Here is a 15,877-nt window from a genome sequence, read left to right on the forward strand (position 1 = left end):
GACATGCGAACCGCTCATGAGGTCGGACACCCCTGCCCGGCCTCATGAGATGATTTCGCGACGGCTCACTCTGCGGCGCTAATCTCGCCATTGTTGATCTGCTCTTGTTCGATAGACTCAAACAGCGCCTTGAAATTCCCTTCGCCAAAGCCGTCATCGCCTTTGCGCTGGATGAATTCAAAGAAGATCGGGCCGATCACTGTCTTGGAGAAAATCTGTAGCAGGATGCGGGTCTCTCCGCCGTCGACGACACCTTCACCATCGATCAGTATTCCGTGTTTCTTCATGCGATCCAGTGGCTCTTCGTGGCCCCGCACCCGGTCGTGGCTGAGGGTGTAGTAGGTCTCAGGCGGGGCTGGCATGAATTGAATGCCACGCTCCGAAATCTCGTCGGTCGCGCTGTAGATATCGCGCGCGCCCACAGCAATATGCTGGATACCTTCGCCGTTGTATTTCTTCAGATAGGCCACGATCTGCCCAGTTTCGCCGCGATCTTCGTTGATCGGAATCCGGATGCGCCCACAGGGCGATGTCAACGCCCGGCTGTAAAGGCCCGTGAACTTGCCCTGAATATCAAAGAAGCGGATCTCCCTGAAGTTGAAGAGCTCACCATAGAAGTTGAACCATTTGTCCATATTGCCCTTGAACACATTGTGGGTGAGGTGATCGAGATAATAAAATCCGACACCGCGTGGCTTGGACTGAGCCAACCACTCGAACTCCTCATTGTAGGGCGAGGTCTCATAGTACTGGTCGATAAAGTAAATCAGCGAACCGCCGATACCCTTGATTGCGGGCACATTCAGGGTCTTGTCATCGCCGTCATAGGGTTCCGCCCCTTTGGCGACAGCATGATCAAACGCCTTTTGCGCATCCACAACACGCCAGCCCATCGACGGTGCGCAGGGGCCATGCAGATCGACGAAGGACCCGGCAAAGCTGTTCTTTTCTGCGTTCAGTATGTAGGTGATGTCGCCTTGTTGCCACAGCTCGATACCGCGCCTGATCTTGTGACGACCGACCAATTCATACCCCATTTTAGTGAAGAGAGTCCGCAACTCTTCCGGGTTGGGGCTTGCGAACTCGACAAACTCAAACCCGTCCGTTCCGGCCGGATTTTCGGCGCTGATCACTGATTTCGGCGCATCGTGGGGAAAAGGGCCCATGGGGATCTCCTGCGTTACATGCTGAATTTCACTCAGGATACCGCATTCAGATTGCAATTGCTGCGCAATCAGACGCATATTTTGAACTCCAAATGCAGCTATCCTGCATGGCAAACGGAAACCGGACAATTCTCACGCATGCTTGACCCCACCGACGTCAAACTTCTCGCGCTTTTGCAAAAGAACGCGCAATCCACAGCGCAGGACCTGAGCGAGGCGCTGAACCTGTCCCCCAGCCAGGTCGGGCGGCGGCGGCAACGGCTGGAAGCCGAGGGGTATATCCAGAATTATATCGCCCGGCTCACTCCGGAGAAGCTCGGCCTTGTCGTACAGTGCTTTGTTCAGGTGTACCTGAACAGCCACGGCCCGGAGAATGCAGCCAGTTTTGCTCGACTTGTAGCAGGACGAGCCGAAATAACATCCGCCTGGACCCTGACAGGAGAAGCAGACTATCTACTTCGTGTTTTTTGTCATGACCTTCAGGAACTTAACGCTCTCCTGCACGATATACTCCTGCCGCACCCGGCGGTCGGACGTGTGCATAGTCAAATCGTGATGGCGCAACTAAAGGCGGACGGCCCATTGCCGGTTTAAGGATGCGTGAACCACTGCCAAAGTATGGTGAGGCGAAATTTAGCATCAGATGGAATCGCCCTCGTGTCTTTTGTCGACCGTCGTATTCAAACCCGCCCCAGCAGCGGTGCAGCTCCTTTTGAGCTGAATGAGGTATTCTTCTCACGCACGGATGATCGCGGTGTAATAGCGGCGTGCAATCATGTTTTCCAGCGCGTCGCACATTTCGAGTGGAGCGAGATCATTGGCGCACCGCATAAGCTTATCCGCCATCAGGACACGCCGCGCGGCCTGTTTCAGCTGTTTTGGGATACGCTCAAGAGCGGCAAGACCATCGGCGCCTATGTAAAGAACAAATCCAAAGACAATCTGCATTATTGGGTATTTGCTGCTGTTGTGCCGTGCGAGGGCGGCTATTTCTCTGCCCGCATCAAACCCAGCAGCGCCTTGTTTGAAGAGGTCCAGGCCATATATGCCAAAATGGCTGCGGCCGAAAATGAAGGGGGCCTATCGCCGGTTGACAGCATGCAAATCATGCAGGACTGGGTGCGTGAAAAAGGCTTCGAGGACTATCAGCATTTCGCAGCCCATGCCCTGGCCGAAGAGTTGATCGCGAGAGACGAAGGCCTCGGCCGAAAGCCAGACCCGCAAATCTCTGAGCTTCGCCAGATGCTGCGCAATGCCGAAAAGCTGTTGGATGAAACGCATGGATTGGTGACCGATTTCGAGGCGATGCACACAATCCCCCATAATCTCCGGGTCATCGCCTCTCGGATTGAGCCCTCCGGCGGTCCGGTCACCGTCCTGTCGCAAAACTACGGTGCGATGTCGCGCGAAATGTCGGATTGGTTCGAGCGCAACGTCATGGGGCAAAACACCAACTTTGCGACCGTCAAACACTCAGTAAACTCGAGCCTTTTCGTCGCCGGCCTGAGCCGCATCCTGATCGAATGCGACGAAGAGCTGCAAAAGGAAAGCAAACGTTCCGGCAATGACGACATCGAAAAAGAGCGTGCTCTGCTCTCTGAACTGGTGGGGCAGCAAGCCGAGCATGCGAGCAAACGTATGGGCGAAGTGGATGTTGAAGCGGTACGCATCATCAACGCCTGCCATGTGATGCACCGGCATTTCCTCGGTCTCAGCTCGACGCGCGTCCTTTGCAAGATCGAGAGCGCGCGCCTGCCGTCCTCCGGTGAAACGCTATCTGACATTATTGATCAACTCGGCGCTTTTCAGGAGCAAATTTCGGAACGGCTGGAACATATTGCAAAACTGGGTGAGGAAATCCGCTCGGTAGAAAGTTAATCGCAGGAGACAGCCCTGAGGGCAGATCCGCGCGTAGACAGCGATCCCGAACAAGAAAGTGCCCTGCACGCCATCCGGCCTGCAGGGCTTTTGCGTTTTCCGCCCCTTCGAACGTCCTGCCCTCTTCTCGTCTGCTGCGACCACCCTGCCCACACGGGCAAAGATGCTGCAGAATGGCCACTTTGATAAATTTTTCAAAACAATGCTCTCTCTCCCGCCAATCACATCCTATGTCTTTGCCAAGTCACCAATTGCTGGCAGTATCGCAGAATGGACAGTTTTCTCTCGCAAGCATCAATCTACCTCGCAGCCGCAGTCATCGCCGTGCCGATTGCAGCCCGTCTTGGTCTTGGATCCGTTCTGGGGTATTTGGCGGCAGGCATTCTGATTGGGCCGGTCTTCGGGCTTGTCGGCTCCGAAACAACTGAATTACAACATTTCGCTGAGTTCGGCGTCGTCATGATGCTGTTTCTGATCGGCCTGGAGCTGGAGCCCCGCGCTCTCTGGGGCATGCGGCACCATCTTCTCGGCCTGGGCGGCTTGCAGATCTTAGGCTCGACTGCCCTTTTGGCCGCCGCAGCGATCGGATTTGGGCACTCATGGCAAGTCAGCCTGGCTATTGGACTGGCCTTGTCGCTGTCCTCGACCGCCATCGTTTTGCAAACCCTGTCAGAAAAGGGCCTGTCCAGGACAGGGGGCGGGCGGGCGAGTTTCTCCGTTCTGCTGACACAGGACATAGCGGTGATCCCGATTTTGGCCCTGCTTCCACTGCTGGCCTCGCAGCATGCGGTCAGCCTGTCGGGTGATGGTTCCATCCAGCGCGCGGCGGACTCCCATGGCGCAGGCCACCACTCCCTGTCACTGGTCGAGGGCTTGCCTGGATGGGCGGTAACGCTGATGACAATCGGAGCCATCGCCTTTGTCATCCTGGCGGGCGTTTATCTGACGCGGCCGGTGTTTCGGTTTATTCACGCCTCCAACCTGCGGGAAATGTACACGGCCCTGGCCCTGCTGATCGTGGTCGGGATCTCCTTCTTGATGACTCTTGTCGGCCTGTCACCGGCGCTCGGTGCCTTTCTGGCAGGGGTCGTTCTCGCCAACAGCGAATTCCGTCATGAACTTGAAAGCGACCTTGAGCCGTTCAAGGGCCTCCTGCTTGGGTTGTTCTTCATCACCGTGGGCGCGGGCATAAACTATCGGCTTTTCCTGGCTGAACCAGGCGACGTCATCGGGCTGGCCTTGCTGGTCATTTTCGCCAAAGGCACGGTTTTATACTTTGTCGGCAAGGCGTTCGGTCTCAAGGGGCGCAATCACTGGCTGTTCACCCTCGGCCTGGCACAGGCGGGCGAATTCGGATTCGTCTTGCTCGCCTTCTCGATGCAGCTCGATGTTGTGACCCCCGATCTGTCGGAAAAACTATTGTTGGTCATCGCGCTATCGATGCTGATCACACCGCTCCTGTTCATCCTCTACGAGATGCTGTCGCGTCGGATGAAGGACACGCAGCATGTCGAGCACACACCGGATGAAATAGACGAAGAAGGCACGGTTATCATTGCAGGCATCGGCCGGTTTGGACAGATTGTGCACCGGCTCGTCAATTCCAGCGGCTTCAAGACCGTCCTGCTCGACAGCGACATGAAGGCGGTCCAGCTGATGCGCAGGTTCGGCATCAAGAGCTTTCTGGGGGATCCGACACGGCCCGAACTGTTGAAGGCCGCAGGCATTGCCAAGGCAAAAGTTCTGGTCGTCGCGCTTGATGACAAGGAGAAAGCGACCAAGCTGGTCGCCTACGCCGGGCGCCACTATCCGGATGTTCACATCGTCGCACGCGCCTATGATCGCAACCATGCATTCGAACTCTACAAGGCGGGTGCCAATGATATTGTCCGTGAGATGTTTGACAGCTCCCTGCGTGCCGGGCGCTACGTGCTGGAGAACATCGGCCTGAGCGAATATGAAGCGGCGCAGGCAGAGCAGACTTTCTACGCCCATGATCGCCATACCGTGCGCGAGTTGGCGGCTCACTGGATCCCGGGCACCCCCGCCAGCGAAAACCCAGGCTACATCAAGCGGTCAAAAGAGCTTGAAAAAGATCTGGAAACGGCTCTTCTGTCGCTGGCCGAGGAGCATGCTAAAAAATCTGCCTGATCGGATCGGGCAGATTTAATGTGCTCGGGGATCGTCCGCAATTATCCGTCGGACACCCCTGCTTCGGCGAACGTAGCCATGCCGCTATGACACGCGACGGCGCCCTTCAACACCTGGATTGCCAAAGCCGCCCCGGAGCCTTCTCCCAAGCGCAACCCAAGGGACAACAACGGTGTTTTTCCCAATTGGGCCAGCAAGGTGGCGTGGGCCCTTTCGGCGCTTTGATGACCAGCAATTGCGTGATCCAGCGCGTCATTGTTCACCTGAAACAGGCAGGCTGCAGCCGCGCAACATATGAAACCATCCAGAATGACCGGAATCCGCAGGACCCGTGCGGCCGCGATGGCACCGGCCATGGCCGCCACTTCCCGGCCACCCAGAGCGCGCAAAACCTCCAGGCCATCGCCCCCCCGATCACCGTGCAAGGCAACCGCCTCTGCCACCACCTGCGTCTTCAGGCTCAGACCGTCGTCCGTCACGCCGGTGCCCCGCCCTGTCCAGTCTGACGCCTCACCCCCATACAACGCATGGCAAATCGCGGCGGCTGAGGTGGTGTTGCCGATCCCCATCTCGCCGACGACCAGCAGGTCAGACGCCGGATCGACCGCGTTCCAGCCTGCGCGCAAAGCGTCCAGCACGTCCCCTTCGGACATCGCAGGCGCAGCTGTGAAATCCGCCGTCGGTCGGCCAAGGTCCAGCGCATGCACATCCATACGTGCGCCCGCCAGTTTGGCCAATTGGTTGATCGCGGCACCTCCGGCCTGAAAATTTGCCACCATCTGCTCTGTGACTTCGGCGGGAAAGGCGGAAACACCTCGGGCTGTCACCCCGTGATTTCCCGCAAAAACAACAACTTGCGGCGCCGTTACCTCTGGGCGGTCGGAGCCCCTCCAACTGCCATACCAAATGGCAATGTCTTCCAACCGGCCAAGCGCGCCGGGCGGCTTCGTCAACTGTTCGTTCCGCTCCACACAGGCGGCGCGCGCCGCGGCATCCGGTGGGGGCGCGTCAGCCAATGCGGATCGGAAGGTAGACAGGGTCAGTAATTCTGGCAGCATGAAAAGCCTCGTTGCGTCGGACGGCACCAGCCGGGTAAAGCGGTGTCAGACCTGTTTATCGCTCTCGCTCCGCGCCGAGAAGCCCTGCCAGAGGCACCACCATGCGAAAAAACGACATCATCGCGACGGATATGCTGCTTGCCTTCGTTTTGCTGACGCGGCTGCCCCTGCCCCATTTGTCCAAAGCAGCGTTTGTGCATCAGCGCCGCGCGGTCTGGGCCTTTCCTCTGGTCGGTCTCGCGGTCGGCGCGCTGGCGACAGGGACTGCCGCGCTGGCGCTTCTCTGGTGGCCCCCCAGTGTGGCTGCGGGCCTCGCGCTATTGGTCCAGATCCTGATCACGGGGGCGATGCACGAAGACGGTCTGGCGGATAGCGCCGATGGGGTCTGGGGTGGTTTCGACCGCGCGCGCCGGCTGGAGATCATGAAGGACAGCCATATCGGCACATATGGCGTATTGGCGTTGCTGCTAGTCACCGCATTGCGATGGGTTTTGCTGACCGCACTCTTGTCGGCTGGGGCGATCTGGGCGCTGCTGGCGCTGGGGGCGCTCAGCCGTGCGAGCCTGCCGGTCATGATGGCCAGCCTTCCAAATGCGCGCGGCAGCGGGCTGTCGCAAAACGTCGGGCGCCCGCGCTGGACGTCCGTATACATCGGGATTGCCATCGCGCTCGGCTTCAGCCTCTGGGCAGTCGGACCCGTGGCCGGGGTGGTCGCGATTTCCCTATGCCCAGTGGTCCTTGCAGTGCGTGCCGTTGCCCGCGTCAAGATCGGCGGGCAGACGGGTGATATCCTCGGCGCAACGCAGCAGATTACCGAGGTCTGCGCCGCGCTCGTGCTGCTCGCCTTCCTGTAGGACTGATCCGTGACCGCCAGTTGGCGCAGGAAAAAGGCCGCTCCCCGGAGGGAACGGCCTCAAATTTCAGGGAATGACGACGCCTGTCAGGCCGCGACGCGAGAGGTCAATACGTCTCCGACCTGTTTGGCCGCAGAGATCTCATCCCCCCCAGAGACGGCGGCAACTTCGCGGGTCAGACGCTCCAGCGCCGCTTCGTACAACTGACGCTCAGAGTAGCTCTGCTCGCGCTGGTCATCGGTGCGGTGAAGGTCGCGCACCACTTCTGCGATCGCAATCAGATCGCCGGAGTTGATCTTTTGCTCATACTCCTGCGCCCGGCGCGACCACATCGCGCGCTTGACCTTGGCTTTGCCCTTCAGGGTCTTCATCGCCTGATCGATCACATCCGGAGAGGACAGCGAGCGCATGCCGATGTCGATCGCCTTGTGGGTCGGAACCCGCAGGGTCATCTTGTCTTTTTCAAAGGTAATTACGAATAGCTCCAGCTTGTAGCCGGCAACTTCCTGCTCCTCGATCGAAATGATCTGGCCAACCCCATGGGCTGGATAGACGACGTATTCGTTCGGGCGGAACTCGAGCTTCTTCGATTTGGTCATACAGGTCTTTCCTCGCGATGACACGGCAACCACGCCGAGTATGCCGGGCTAAAAAAGACCATCAGGACCGGAAAACCAACACATCCGGATGTCATTTCAGCGCAGCAAGCCCACCAAGAGACACACGACTCAACGTGGTCATCACGGCAGGCGGTATTCTACAAACTTCATTACATCCAGGCATCGTATCACAAAAACGCGCCCACCGAAAGGTCGAGACGCAGCATTGTGATATGCGCACCAGTCATTCACGGCCATGTCAGGTAAAAATCGCTGAACCTGCGGGTTGTGTCAGCCACCTTCACCGGGCGCCTCAGAGAAGTACTTCTCCAGCTTGCCCTCTTCGCCATCGCGCTCTTCATGGCCTGGCATCGCGTCTTTCTTGGTCACGATGACGGGCCAAAGTTCGGAGTATTTGCGATTGAACTCCACCCATTTATCCATATCCGGCTCGGTGTCCGGACGGATGGCATCGGCAGGGCATTCAGGCTCGCACACACCGCAATCGATGCATTCGTCGGGGTGGATCACCAATGTGTTCTCACCCTCGTAGAAACAGTCAACCGGACACACTTCGACGCAGTCGGTGTATTTGCAAGCGATGCAGTTGTCCGTAACGACATAGGTCATTTTGGCTGGAATCCCGTTTAAGTGTCTGGGGCGTAGCTAATCCACAAGCGCGCAGGCTTCAAGTCGTCAATGGTCTTCCCATATGCGAGTAAGACCAAGCGCCCTGCGTGATCTTTTATCAGGACGACCTTTTCCTTCGAATTTCGGATTTGCAGGTGATTTTTCCTGCGGCTCCGTCATATCGAAGTACAGTGTCTGCGCCTCTGTGGCAGGTCCCCGCCGTTCGGAGAGGGAGACGATGCGAACCACACGAACCTGATGACCCTGTGAAAAGGTCAGAACGTCCTCAACTGTTACATTTTGCGAAGGTTTCAACACTTTGGCACCATTCACGCGGACATGCCCGGCCCCGACCTGCTTGGCCGCCAACGAGCGGGTCTTGAAGAACCGCGCGTGCCACAGCCACTTGTCGATACGGATCTTATCCGCGTGAACACTCATGCCAACATCAGTCGCCTTGCTTCAATCCCATCAATGCAGCTGCAAAGGGATTGTCCGGATCAATCGGCTTTTCCTTCTTCGGAGGACGGGAGGAATAGGTCTTGGCGCCTTTGTTCTGGTCCCGGTCATTGCGGCCAGCTTTTTTGCCGCCCGGCTTGCCCTGCGGCTTGCCGCCGCTGCGGGGTTTGCCCCGGTTGCCACCGGCCGCATCGGGTTTCGCGCCGTCACGGCCCTGGTTCTGGCCACGGCCCTCTCCACGACGTTGCCCGCGCGGATTGCCACCCTGACGTGCGGGGCGGCCCCAAGTGAAGGAATAGAAGACCTCCAGTTCGGGTGCATCCACGGCCGCGTCGGCGGCTTCGCCGATAGGGGTTTCCGAATCAGCCGTCTCCGCGACCGGATCCGCCGAGGCGGGGGGCGCTGGGTCTTCGGCGATCGGCGCGACACCCTGATCGATGATATCAGCGGTGCCCTCGGGGACATCCGCAGGCGCCACTGTCTCAGGCTCCACTGACGCAGCGTCCACTGGCGCAGCATCGCCCTCGACCGGAGCGGCCGCAGGCGTGTTTTCGACAGCCGCGGCCGCGTCCATGACGGGCATATCGGCATCGGCTGTGCCGGTTTCAGTCACGACAGTATCCACTGCCTTGACCTTGATCCGCTCGCCCTTCTCGGCCTTGTAGCCCAGCCCCTGCATCAGGTCGGCGAACTGTTCCAGCGTCATGCCGGTGATCGACAGCATGTCCGGTTTCGCCTCGAAACCGCCGCGGCTGTCTTCGGCCCGCAGAAGATCGGCAAGACGTTCCAGCATATCGATACGGATCATCCGCTGACCTGCCGCACGGTAGCCTGCGATGGTGTCATAGCCTTCGGGCGCATCCAGCGGAGTAGGCACGGTGACCAGACCCGGAGGCGGTGCTTCGGGGAATTCCTGCAGCCCGTTGGACAGGCCCCAGAGCAGCAAACGCAGACGCGTCGGGGCAGGTTTCAGCAACAGCGGCATGAAAATAGTGAACTGACCAAAGCGGATACCATGTTTGCGCAGCGCGCCGCGGGCATCCTGATCGAGGTCCTTCACCTCCTGGGCGACCGACGCACGCGGCAGAACGCCCAACGATTCGACCATGCGGAACGCAAAGCCACGCGCCAGACCTGACAGGGCTTCGTCCTTCTGCAGGTTGATCAGGGGCTCAAACAAGGCCTGGATCTTGCGCGTGATGAAATGCTGCAGCCGTCGTTCGACCTTTTGCGCCACATCGGGCCCGGCGGCATCGTCAACGAACACCTCGATCCGGGGGGTCAGAGGATCCGCACCGGCCACCAGCTTGCCGATTGCATGTTCGCCCCACATCAGGCCGCCCTGCTCGGTATAGTCGATTTCGGTATCCGGAGCATTGTAGAACCGGTCCGCGCGCAGATGAAACTGCGGCGCCAGCGCCTGCAAGGACGCGGATTTCAACGCCTTCGCTTCGGCGCCCTGCGCGGTTTTGTCCGGCGAAAACCGGAAGCCTTCGAGTTTACCGACGAATTCGCCTTCGACGGTCACTTCACCCTGGTCATTTACTTCGGCCAAAAGGGCCTCCTTCTGTTTGAGCCGCCGCAGCAATACAGATGTACGCCGGTCCACAAATCGTTGCGTCAGACGCGCGTGCAGAGCGTCAGACAACCTGTCTTCTATAGTGCGGGTCACGTCCCGCCAATGACTTTCGTCACGCAACCAACCGTTTCGCTGCGCGACATAGGTCCATGTGCGGATAAACGCCAAGCGTTTCGACAATGTGTCAATATCGCCTTCCGTACGGTCAATCCGTCTGATTTGACGGGCAAACCAGTCATCCGGCACAACTCCGCCATCCTGAAGATAGCCGAAAATGCCGCCAAGCAAAGAAGAATGCTCGGAATGACTGATTCCACGGAAATCCGGAATCCGGCATACATCCCACAAAAGCCGCACGCTCTGCGCATCACGGGTCCGGTCGCGGATTGCTCCGTCCTGGGACAATGTCTTCAGAACCAGCAGATCATCGGCATCCCGCGCCTTGGTCAGAACCTCGTCCGCAGGATTTGATTCGAGCGACTGGATCAATGCCTCCACCGTGCCAAACCGCAGATCCGCCGACCGCCAGTTGAGCTTTTTCAGGGGCGTGAAGCGGTGCTCCATGATCGCTTCGGCAACGCCCTCGTCCAACGGGCGGGCATCGCCCGTGACCCCAAAGGAGCCATGGCTCATGCCGCGGCCCGCGCGACCTGCGATCTGGGCCAGCTCATTGGGCGCCAGGGGCCGCATCCGCCGCCCGTCAAACTTTGCGGTGGAGGAGAACGCCACATGGTCCACATCCAGGTTCAACCCCATGCCGATAGCATCGGTCGCCACCAGATAGTCCACTTCGCCGTTCTGATACAGCTCGACCTGCGCGTTGCGCGTGCGCGGGCTGAGCGCCCCCATCACCACCGCTGCCCCGCCTTTCTGGCGCCGGATCAACTCGGCGATCGCATAGACATTGTCGACGCTGAAGCCGACGATGGCCGTGCGTGCAGGCATCCGGCTGATCTTTTTCGATCCCGAGTAGACCAGATCCGACATCCGCTCGCGCCGCACGAATTCGACGCCCGGCACCAGTTCGCGGATCGGACCGCGCATCGTATCCGCCCCCAGAAACAGCGTCTCCTGGGTGCCCCGCGCATGCAGCAGCCGATTGGTAAACACATGGCCGCGCTCCGGATCGGCGCAGAGCTGGATTTCGTCGATGGCAAGAAAGTCGCAGCCTATCCCCTCCGGCATCGCCTCCACCGTGCAGATCCAGTATTGCGCCCGAGGCGGTACGATCCGTTCCTCGCCGGTGATCAACGCCACCACCGAGGGGCCGCGCAGGCCCACGATCTTGTCATAGACCTCGCGCGCCAGAAGCCGGAGCGGAAAGCCCATGACCCCGGTGCGGTATCCCAGCATGCGGTCGATTGCATAATGGGTTTTACCTGTATTGGTCGGGCCAAGAACGGCCACGACCCGGGATGCAGTCGTCATTGCACCAGTCTCCACGCGCGCCCTGCACCCCGGCGCACAGCCGGTGTCAGGGGATCAATTTCAGGGGATCACAACGCCGTTCCGTCCACCTCTGCGGACAGGCGATCCAGCGCCTTGGTTACTTCCTCATGGTGGGGATGTATAGCCTTGGCACGCTGATAGGCGGCGTAGGCGCGAATGGGGTCGTCAAAAAACTCGAACACCTGTCCGAGCGCGAAAATGGCGTTGTAGTCGTTCGGGTTCAAGGCCAGGGCCCGTTCCAGATCGGCCACCGCGGGGCCAAACCGTTCAATGGAAAAGAACGCCCGGGCCCGTTCTGACCAGGCCTCCGAAAACTCCGGGGCATGATCCGTCAGCGCCGTCAGATGGTCCAGCGCCACCGACCACTCGTGGCGCTCCATCGCATCCCGGCCCCGACGCAGCAAAAGATCCATGGCGGCGGACCCGCTCTTGCTCCACAGGGATTGCAACTCACGGTCGAGACCCGCCGCGTCTTCCGGACTGGACACTTCCAGCCGCGCCAGCAACTCCGCTTCGCTCAACATCGAGAAATTTGCCGAGGCGGCGTCCTGCGCGCGCGCCTCTGCCGACAGAAACGGAACGATGACGGTTGCAATTGCCGCCACGATAGCTTTGAGATTCGTGCAAGGACTGCCCATAACTGAAATGGTAACCGCAACCGGTGCGAAATCCAGCCCCCGGGACAAAACCTTCACTTTTTTGTGCAATACGCACGGAACTCACCTTAGGACAATGAACATGAGCGATACACTGGAACAGGCCGCAGCCCAGCTGAACGAAAAACTGGACGGTGGCTTTGACGGCTCCGCGAAATTTGACATCTCCGGCCTTGGCGCGATCGTTCTGGACGCATCCGGCGCCCGCGTGTCCGACGAGGAGGCCGAAGTGACCATGACCGCCGATGCGGAGACCTTTCAGGAGATCCTGTCAGGTGAGCTGAACCCGACAGCCGCGTTCATGGGCGGCAAGTTGACCATCGACGGCGACATGGGCGTGGCAATGAAACTGGCCCAGGTTCTGGCCTGACAGATATGAAGGATCAGCCAATGACATCTGCCGCCGCAGCGCCCTTTCATGCCGATATCGCGCAGGGCCCCGACGGTGGCGCGGCGCATTGGCTGACCACTGCGGATGGCCTGCGAATCCGCGCAGGTCATTGGCGGCCCGCAGGACAGACCACGGGCAAGGCCTCTGGCCAGGCGGCAGGCACCATCCTGCTGTTTCCCGGGCGCACGGAATACGTTGAAAAATACGGCCCTATTGCACGCGAGATGGGCGCGCGGGGTTTTGCCGTGCTGGCAGTGGACTGGCGCGGGCAAGGCCTTGCGGACCGCGCCCTGTCCGACCGCAGACTTGGCCATGTGGCGGATTTTGGGGAGTTCCAGCAGGATGTTGCCGCGCTATGCGCCCATGCCGAGGCTCTCGACCTCCCCAAACCCTGGTTCCTTCTCGGCCACTCCATGGGCGGCGCAATCGGGCTGCGCTCACTCTATGAAGGGCTGCCGGTGCAGGCCTGTGTCTTCACCGCGCCCATGTGGGGCATTCGCATCCCCTTCGCCCTGCGCCCGGTCGCCGGGATCCTCACCAAGTTCGGGGCGGCACTGGGGCAAAGTCACCGGCTGGTGCCCACCACGACCATAGAACAATATGTGCAGGTCTCGCCGTTTGAGGACAATACATTGACCAACGATGCCGAGATGTATGCCTTTTTACAGATGCAGATGGAGGCGCAGCCCGATCTGGCCCTTGGCGGGCCAACGGTGCAATGGCTTGGGGCTGCCATGCGGGAATGCAAATCGCTTGCCAGCAAGGCCTCGCCGGACCTGCCCTGCCTCACTTTCCTCGGGGACAGCGAGCAAATCGTCTCGACAGAGGCCGTGCATGCGCGCATGGCGCGCTGGCCTGCGGGACGGCTGGACCTGGTCGCACAGGCACAGCACGAGATCCTGATTGAACGTCCGCAGACACGTAGCCGCGTCTACGACAGCATTGCGGATCACTTCGCCGCCCACGCCTGAGCCGCGGTCCCCGTTTGGCAAAGCTGCCGACACCGCGCTTCGGCTCCTGATCTCCTGCTGCCTGCTTGTGCCGCCGGTCAGCGGAGCATAAGTGTTTTGCCAGATAGACATCACAGCTGGCCGGATCCCCAACACGCGTCCGGCACGCACAGACACCTGACGGAGGCCTCATGTTCCAACTCCCCTTTCCCGTACGCGATGCCAATGCATCATCTGGTTCGGATGGTCTCGGACAGTTGCCCGAATGGGACCTGACCGATCTCTATAGCTCCGAAGATGCGCCGGAGCTGAAGCGCGATCTCGAGTGGCTGCAGCAGGAATGCGCGGAGTTCGCATCCGACTACGAAGGCAAGCTCGCCGAGCTGGATGCAGAGGGTCTGTTGTCCTGCATTGGTCGCAACGAGAAGATCAACGCCATTGCCGGGCGCATCATGTCCTTTGCCGGGCTGCGCTATTATCAGCTGACAACCGATGCGAGCCGGGCCAAGTTCCTCTCTGACGCGCAGGAGAAGATCACTGTATTCACCACACCGCTGGTGTTCTTCACGCTCGAAATCAACCGGATCGAGGACGCGCGCCTCGATGCGCTGTTTGCTGCGAAGGCTGAACTGGCGCGCTACAAACCGGTCTTTGACCGCATCCGGGCGATGAAACCCTATCAGCTCTCGGACGAGTTGGAGCGGTTTCTGCATGATCTCGGCGTTGTGGGTGATGCCTGGGAAAAACTGTTTGATGAAACCATCGCAGGCCTGACCTTCGAGATTGACGGCGAAGAGATGGGCATCGAGTCGACGCTCAATTTCCTGACCGAGCAGGACCGCTCCAAACGGGAGGCGGCCGCCCGTGAACTGGCGCGCGTCTTTGCCGACAATATCAAGATCTTTGCCCGCGTTCACAACACCCAGGCCAAGGAAAAGGACATCATCGATCGCTGGCGCGGCATGCCAAGCCCGCAAATGGGGCGCCATCTGTCGAACCATGTCGAACCCGAAGTGGTCGAAGCCCTGCGCGAAGCTGTCGTCGCCGCCTATCCCAAGCTCTCGCATCGCTACTATGACCTGAAACGGAAATGGCTTGGCCTGGATCGCATGCAGGTCTGGGACCGGAATGCGCCGCTGCCGATGGAAACCAGCCGCGTGGTCGACTGGGACGAAGCCCGCGCCACGGTGATGGATGCCTATGAGGCCTTTGATCCCCGCATGGGCGAGATTGCCGCACCGTTCTTTGACAAGGGTTGGATTGATGCCGCCGTCAAACCGGGCAAGGCCCCGGGCGCATTTGCCCACCCAACGGTGACGGATGTCCATCCCTATGTGATGCTGAACTATCTCGGGAAACCTCGCGATGTCATGACCTTGGCCCATGAATTGGGGCACGGCGTCCATCAAGTTCTGGCTGCCGATCAGGGTGAGATGCTGTCCTCCACCCCGCTGACCCTGGCCGAGACGGCATCGGTTTTTGGCGAAATGCTCACCTTCCGCAAGATGCTGGAGAAGGCCACGACCCAGGAGGAGCGCAAGGTCCTGCTCGCCGGCAAGGTCGAAGACATGATCAACACCGTTGTGCGCCAGATTGCCTTCTATGATTTCGAATGCAAGCTCCATGCCGCCCGCGCAGAAGGAGAGCTGACACCTGAGGACATCAATGCCCTGTGGATGAGCGTGCAGGCCGAAAGCCTCGGTGACGCTTTCGATTTCATGGACGGATACGAGACGTTCTGGGCCTATATTCCGCATTTCGTTCACTCCCCTTTCTACGTCTATGCCTATGCCTTTGGCGACGGGTTGGTGAACGCGCTCTACTCGGTCTATGCCGAGGGCGCCGAAGGGTTTGAAGACAAGTATTTCGATATGCTGAAGGCCGGGGGCTCCAAACACCACAAAGAACTTCTCGCGCCGTTCGGACTGGATGCCTCTGACCCGAAATTCTGGGACAAAGGGCTCAGCATGATTTCCGGTCTCATCGACGAATTGGAATCAATGGAAAGCTAGATCTTCGGAACAGACGCCATCCCCATGGCGTAAAATCATAATAAA

General features: G+C 59.5%; 14 protein-coding genes. 7 read left to right on the plus strand and 7 right to left on the minus strand.

What is annotated here, in order from left to right:
- Positions 1-65 precede the first annotated feature (65 nt).
- Complete coding sequence (gene hppD, locus FGE21_RS12755) at positions 66-1,166, minus strand: 4-hydroxyphenylpyruvate dioxygenase (RefSeq protein WP_139663689.1); 1,101 nt, start codon at positions 1,164-1,166, stop codon at positions 66-68.
- Between the two features lie 138 nt (positions 1,167-1,304).
- Here hppD and FGE21_RS12760 point away from each other — a divergent pair, with 138 nt between their 5' ends.
- The 3 genes from FGE21_RS12760 to FGE21_RS12770 all read left to right on the plus strand — a co-directional run bounded on the left by FGE21_RS12760 (position 1,305) and on the right by FGE21_RS12770 (position 5,195).
- Positions 1,305-1,760, plus strand: a complete 456-nt coding sequence (locus FGE21_RS12760) for an Lrp/AsnC family transcriptional regulator (protein ID WP_139663787.1) — start codon at positions 1,305-1,307, stop codon at positions 1,758-1,760.
- Between the two features lie 63 nt (positions 1,761-1,823).
- Entirely contained in the window at positions 1,824-3,044 is a 1,221-nt protein-coding gene (locus FGE21_RS12765; protein WP_139663690.1) for a chemotaxis protein, read from the plus strand.
- A 270-nt stretch (positions 3,045-3,314) separates the two neighbouring features.
- Complete coding sequence (locus FGE21_RS12770; RefSeq protein ID WP_139663691.1) at positions 3,315-5,195, plus strand: monovalent cation:proton antiporter-2 (CPA2) family protein; 1,881 nt, start codon at positions 3,315-3,317, stop codon at positions 5,193-5,195.
- 41 nt (positions 5,196-5,236) lie between these two features.
- On the opposite strand, the gene cobT is transcribed toward FGE21_RS12770, so the two are convergent.
- Positions 5,237-6,253, minus strand: coding sequence for a nicotinate-nucleotide--dimethylbenzimidazole phosphoribosyltransferase (gene cobT / locus FGE21_RS12775; RefSeq protein ID WP_139663692.1), 1,017 nt, complete (start codon positions 6,251-6,253; stop codon positions 5,237-5,239).
- A 101-nt stretch (positions 6,254-6,354) separates the two neighbouring features.
- Here cobT and cobS point away from each other — a divergent pair, with 101 nt between their 5' ends.
- Entirely contained in the window at positions 6,355-7,107 is a 753-nt protein-coding gene (gene cobS / locus FGE21_RS12780; RefSeq protein WP_139663693.1) for an adenosylcobinamide-GDP ribazoletransferase, read from the plus strand.
- A gap of 86 nt (positions 7,108-7,193) precedes the next feature.
- Here the strand turns inward: cobS and FGE21_RS12785 are convergent, their stop codons facing one another.
- The 5 genes from FGE21_RS12785 to FGE21_RS12805 form a co-directional block, all read right to left on the minus strand.
- The gene (locus tag FGE21_RS12785) at positions 7,194-7,706 is read right to left on the minus strand and encodes a CarD family transcriptional regulator (RefSeq protein WP_139663694.1); all 513 of its coding nucleotides are present in this window, start codon (positions 7,704-7,706) and stop codon (positions 7,194-7,196) included.
- 291 nt (positions 7,707-7,997) lie between these two features.
- Positions 7,998-8,336, minus strand: coding sequence for a ferredoxin FdxA (fdxA, locus tag FGE21_RS12790; RefSeq protein ID WP_139663695.1), 339 nt, complete (start codon positions 8,334-8,336; stop codon positions 7,998-8,000).
- 66 nt (positions 8,337-8,402) lie between these two features.
- On the minus strand, positions 8,403-8,777 hold the full coding sequence (locus FGE21_RS12795; RefSeq protein WP_139663696.1) for an RNA-binding S4 domain-containing protein: 375 nt from the start codon (positions 8,775-8,777) through the stop codon (positions 8,403-8,405).
- A 7-nt stretch (positions 8,778-8,784) separates the two neighbouring features.
- Positions 8,785-11,802 carry a helicase-related protein gene (locus FGE21_RS12800; RefSeq protein ID WP_139663697.1) on the minus strand — a complete coding sequence of 1,006 codons (3,018 nt, stop codon included), beginning with the start codon at positions 11,800-11,802 and terminating at the stop codon, positions 8,785-8,787.
- 68 nt (positions 11,803-11,870) lie between these two features.
- A complete protein-coding gene (locus FGE21_RS12805; protein WP_176695436.1) occupies positions 11,871-12,461 on the minus strand; it encodes a hypothetical protein in 591 nt (196 codons plus the stop codon).
- Positions 12,462-12,561: 100 nt separating this feature from the next.
- Between FGE21_RS12805 and FGE21_RS12810 the strand changes: the two genes are divergently transcribed.
- From FGE21_RS12810 to FGE21_RS12820, 3 genes are all read left to right on the plus strand, one after another.
- Positions 12,562-12,849, plus strand: a complete 288-nt coding sequence (locus FGE21_RS12810) for an SCP2 sterol-binding domain-containing protein (RefSeq protein ID WP_139663699.1) — start codon at positions 12,562-12,564, stop codon at positions 12,847-12,849.
- 20 nt (positions 12,850-12,869) lie between these two features.
- Complete coding sequence (locus FGE21_RS12815) at positions 12,870-13,841, plus strand: alpha/beta hydrolase (RefSeq protein WP_139663700.1); 972 nt, start codon at positions 12,870-12,872, stop codon at positions 13,839-13,841.
- A gap of 170 nt (positions 13,842-14,011) precedes the next feature.
- Positions 14,012-15,832, plus strand: a complete 1,821-nt coding sequence (locus FGE21_RS12820; protein ID WP_139663701.1) for a M3 family oligoendopeptidase — start codon at positions 14,012-14,014, stop codon at positions 15,830-15,832.
- Positions 15,833-15,877 lie beyond the last annotated feature (45 nt).

The sequence above is a fragment of the Phaeobacter sp. B1627 genome (genome assembly GCF_006265095.1).
Taxonomy (GTDB): Bacteria; Pseudomonadota; Alphaproteobacteria; order Rhodobacterales; family Rhodobacteraceae; genus Epibacterium.

What these genes read in the sequence shown, in the direction of transcription:
- hppD (WP_139663689.1), bottom strand. Translation starts at nt 1,166, where the DNA reads ATGGGCCCTTTTCCCCACGATGCGCCGAAATCAGTGATCAGCGCCGAA.
- FGE21_RS12760 (WP_139663787.1), top strand. Translation starts at nt 1,305, where the DNA reads ATGCTTGACCCCACCGACGTCAAACTTCTCGCGCTTTTGCAAAAGAAC.
- FGE21_RS12770 (WP_139663691.1), top strand. Translation starts at nt 3,315, where the DNA reads ATGGACAGTTTTCTCTCGCAAGCATCAATCTACCTCGCAGCCGCAGTC.
- cobT (WP_139663692.1), bottom strand. Translation starts at nt 6,253, where the DNA reads ATGCTGCCAGAATTACTGACCCTGTCTACCTTCCGATCCGCATTGGCT.
- cobS (WP_139663693.1), top strand. Translation starts at nt 6,355, where the DNA reads ATGCGAAAAAACGACATCATCGCGACGGATATGCTGCTTGCCTTCGTT.
- FGE21_RS12785 (WP_139663694.1), bottom strand. Translation starts at nt 7,706, where the DNA reads ATGACCAAATCGAAGAAGCTCGAGTTCCGCCCGAACGAATACGTCGTC.
- fdxA (WP_139663695.1), bottom strand. Translation starts at nt 8,336, where the DNA reads ATGACCTATGTCGTTACGGACAACTGCATCGCTTGCAAATACACCGAC.
- FGE21_RS12795 (WP_139663696.1), bottom strand. Translation starts at nt 8,777, where the DNA reads ATGAGTGTTCACGCGGATAAGATCCGTATCGACAAGTGGCTGTGGCAC.
- FGE21_RS12800 (WP_139663697.1), bottom strand. Translation starts at nt 11,802, where the DNA reads ATGACGACTGCATCCCGGGTCGTGGCCGTTCTTGGCCCGACCAATACA.
- FGE21_RS12805 (WP_176695436.1), bottom strand. Translation starts at nt 12,461, where the DNA reads ATGGGCAGTCCTTGCACGAATCTCAAAGCTATCGTGGCGGCAATTGCA.
- FGE21_RS12810 (WP_139663699.1), top strand. Translation starts at nt 12,562, where the DNA reads ATGAGCGATACACTGGAACAGGCCGCAGCCCAGCTGAACGAAAAACTG.
- FGE21_RS12815 (WP_139663700.1), top strand. Translation starts at nt 12,870, where the DNA reads ATGACATCTGCCGCCGCAGCGCCCTTTCATGCCGATATCGCGCAGGGC.
- FGE21_RS12820 (WP_139663701.1), top strand. Translation starts at nt 14,012, where the DNA reads ATGTTCCAACTCCCCTTTCCCGTACGCGATGCCAATGCATCATCTGGT.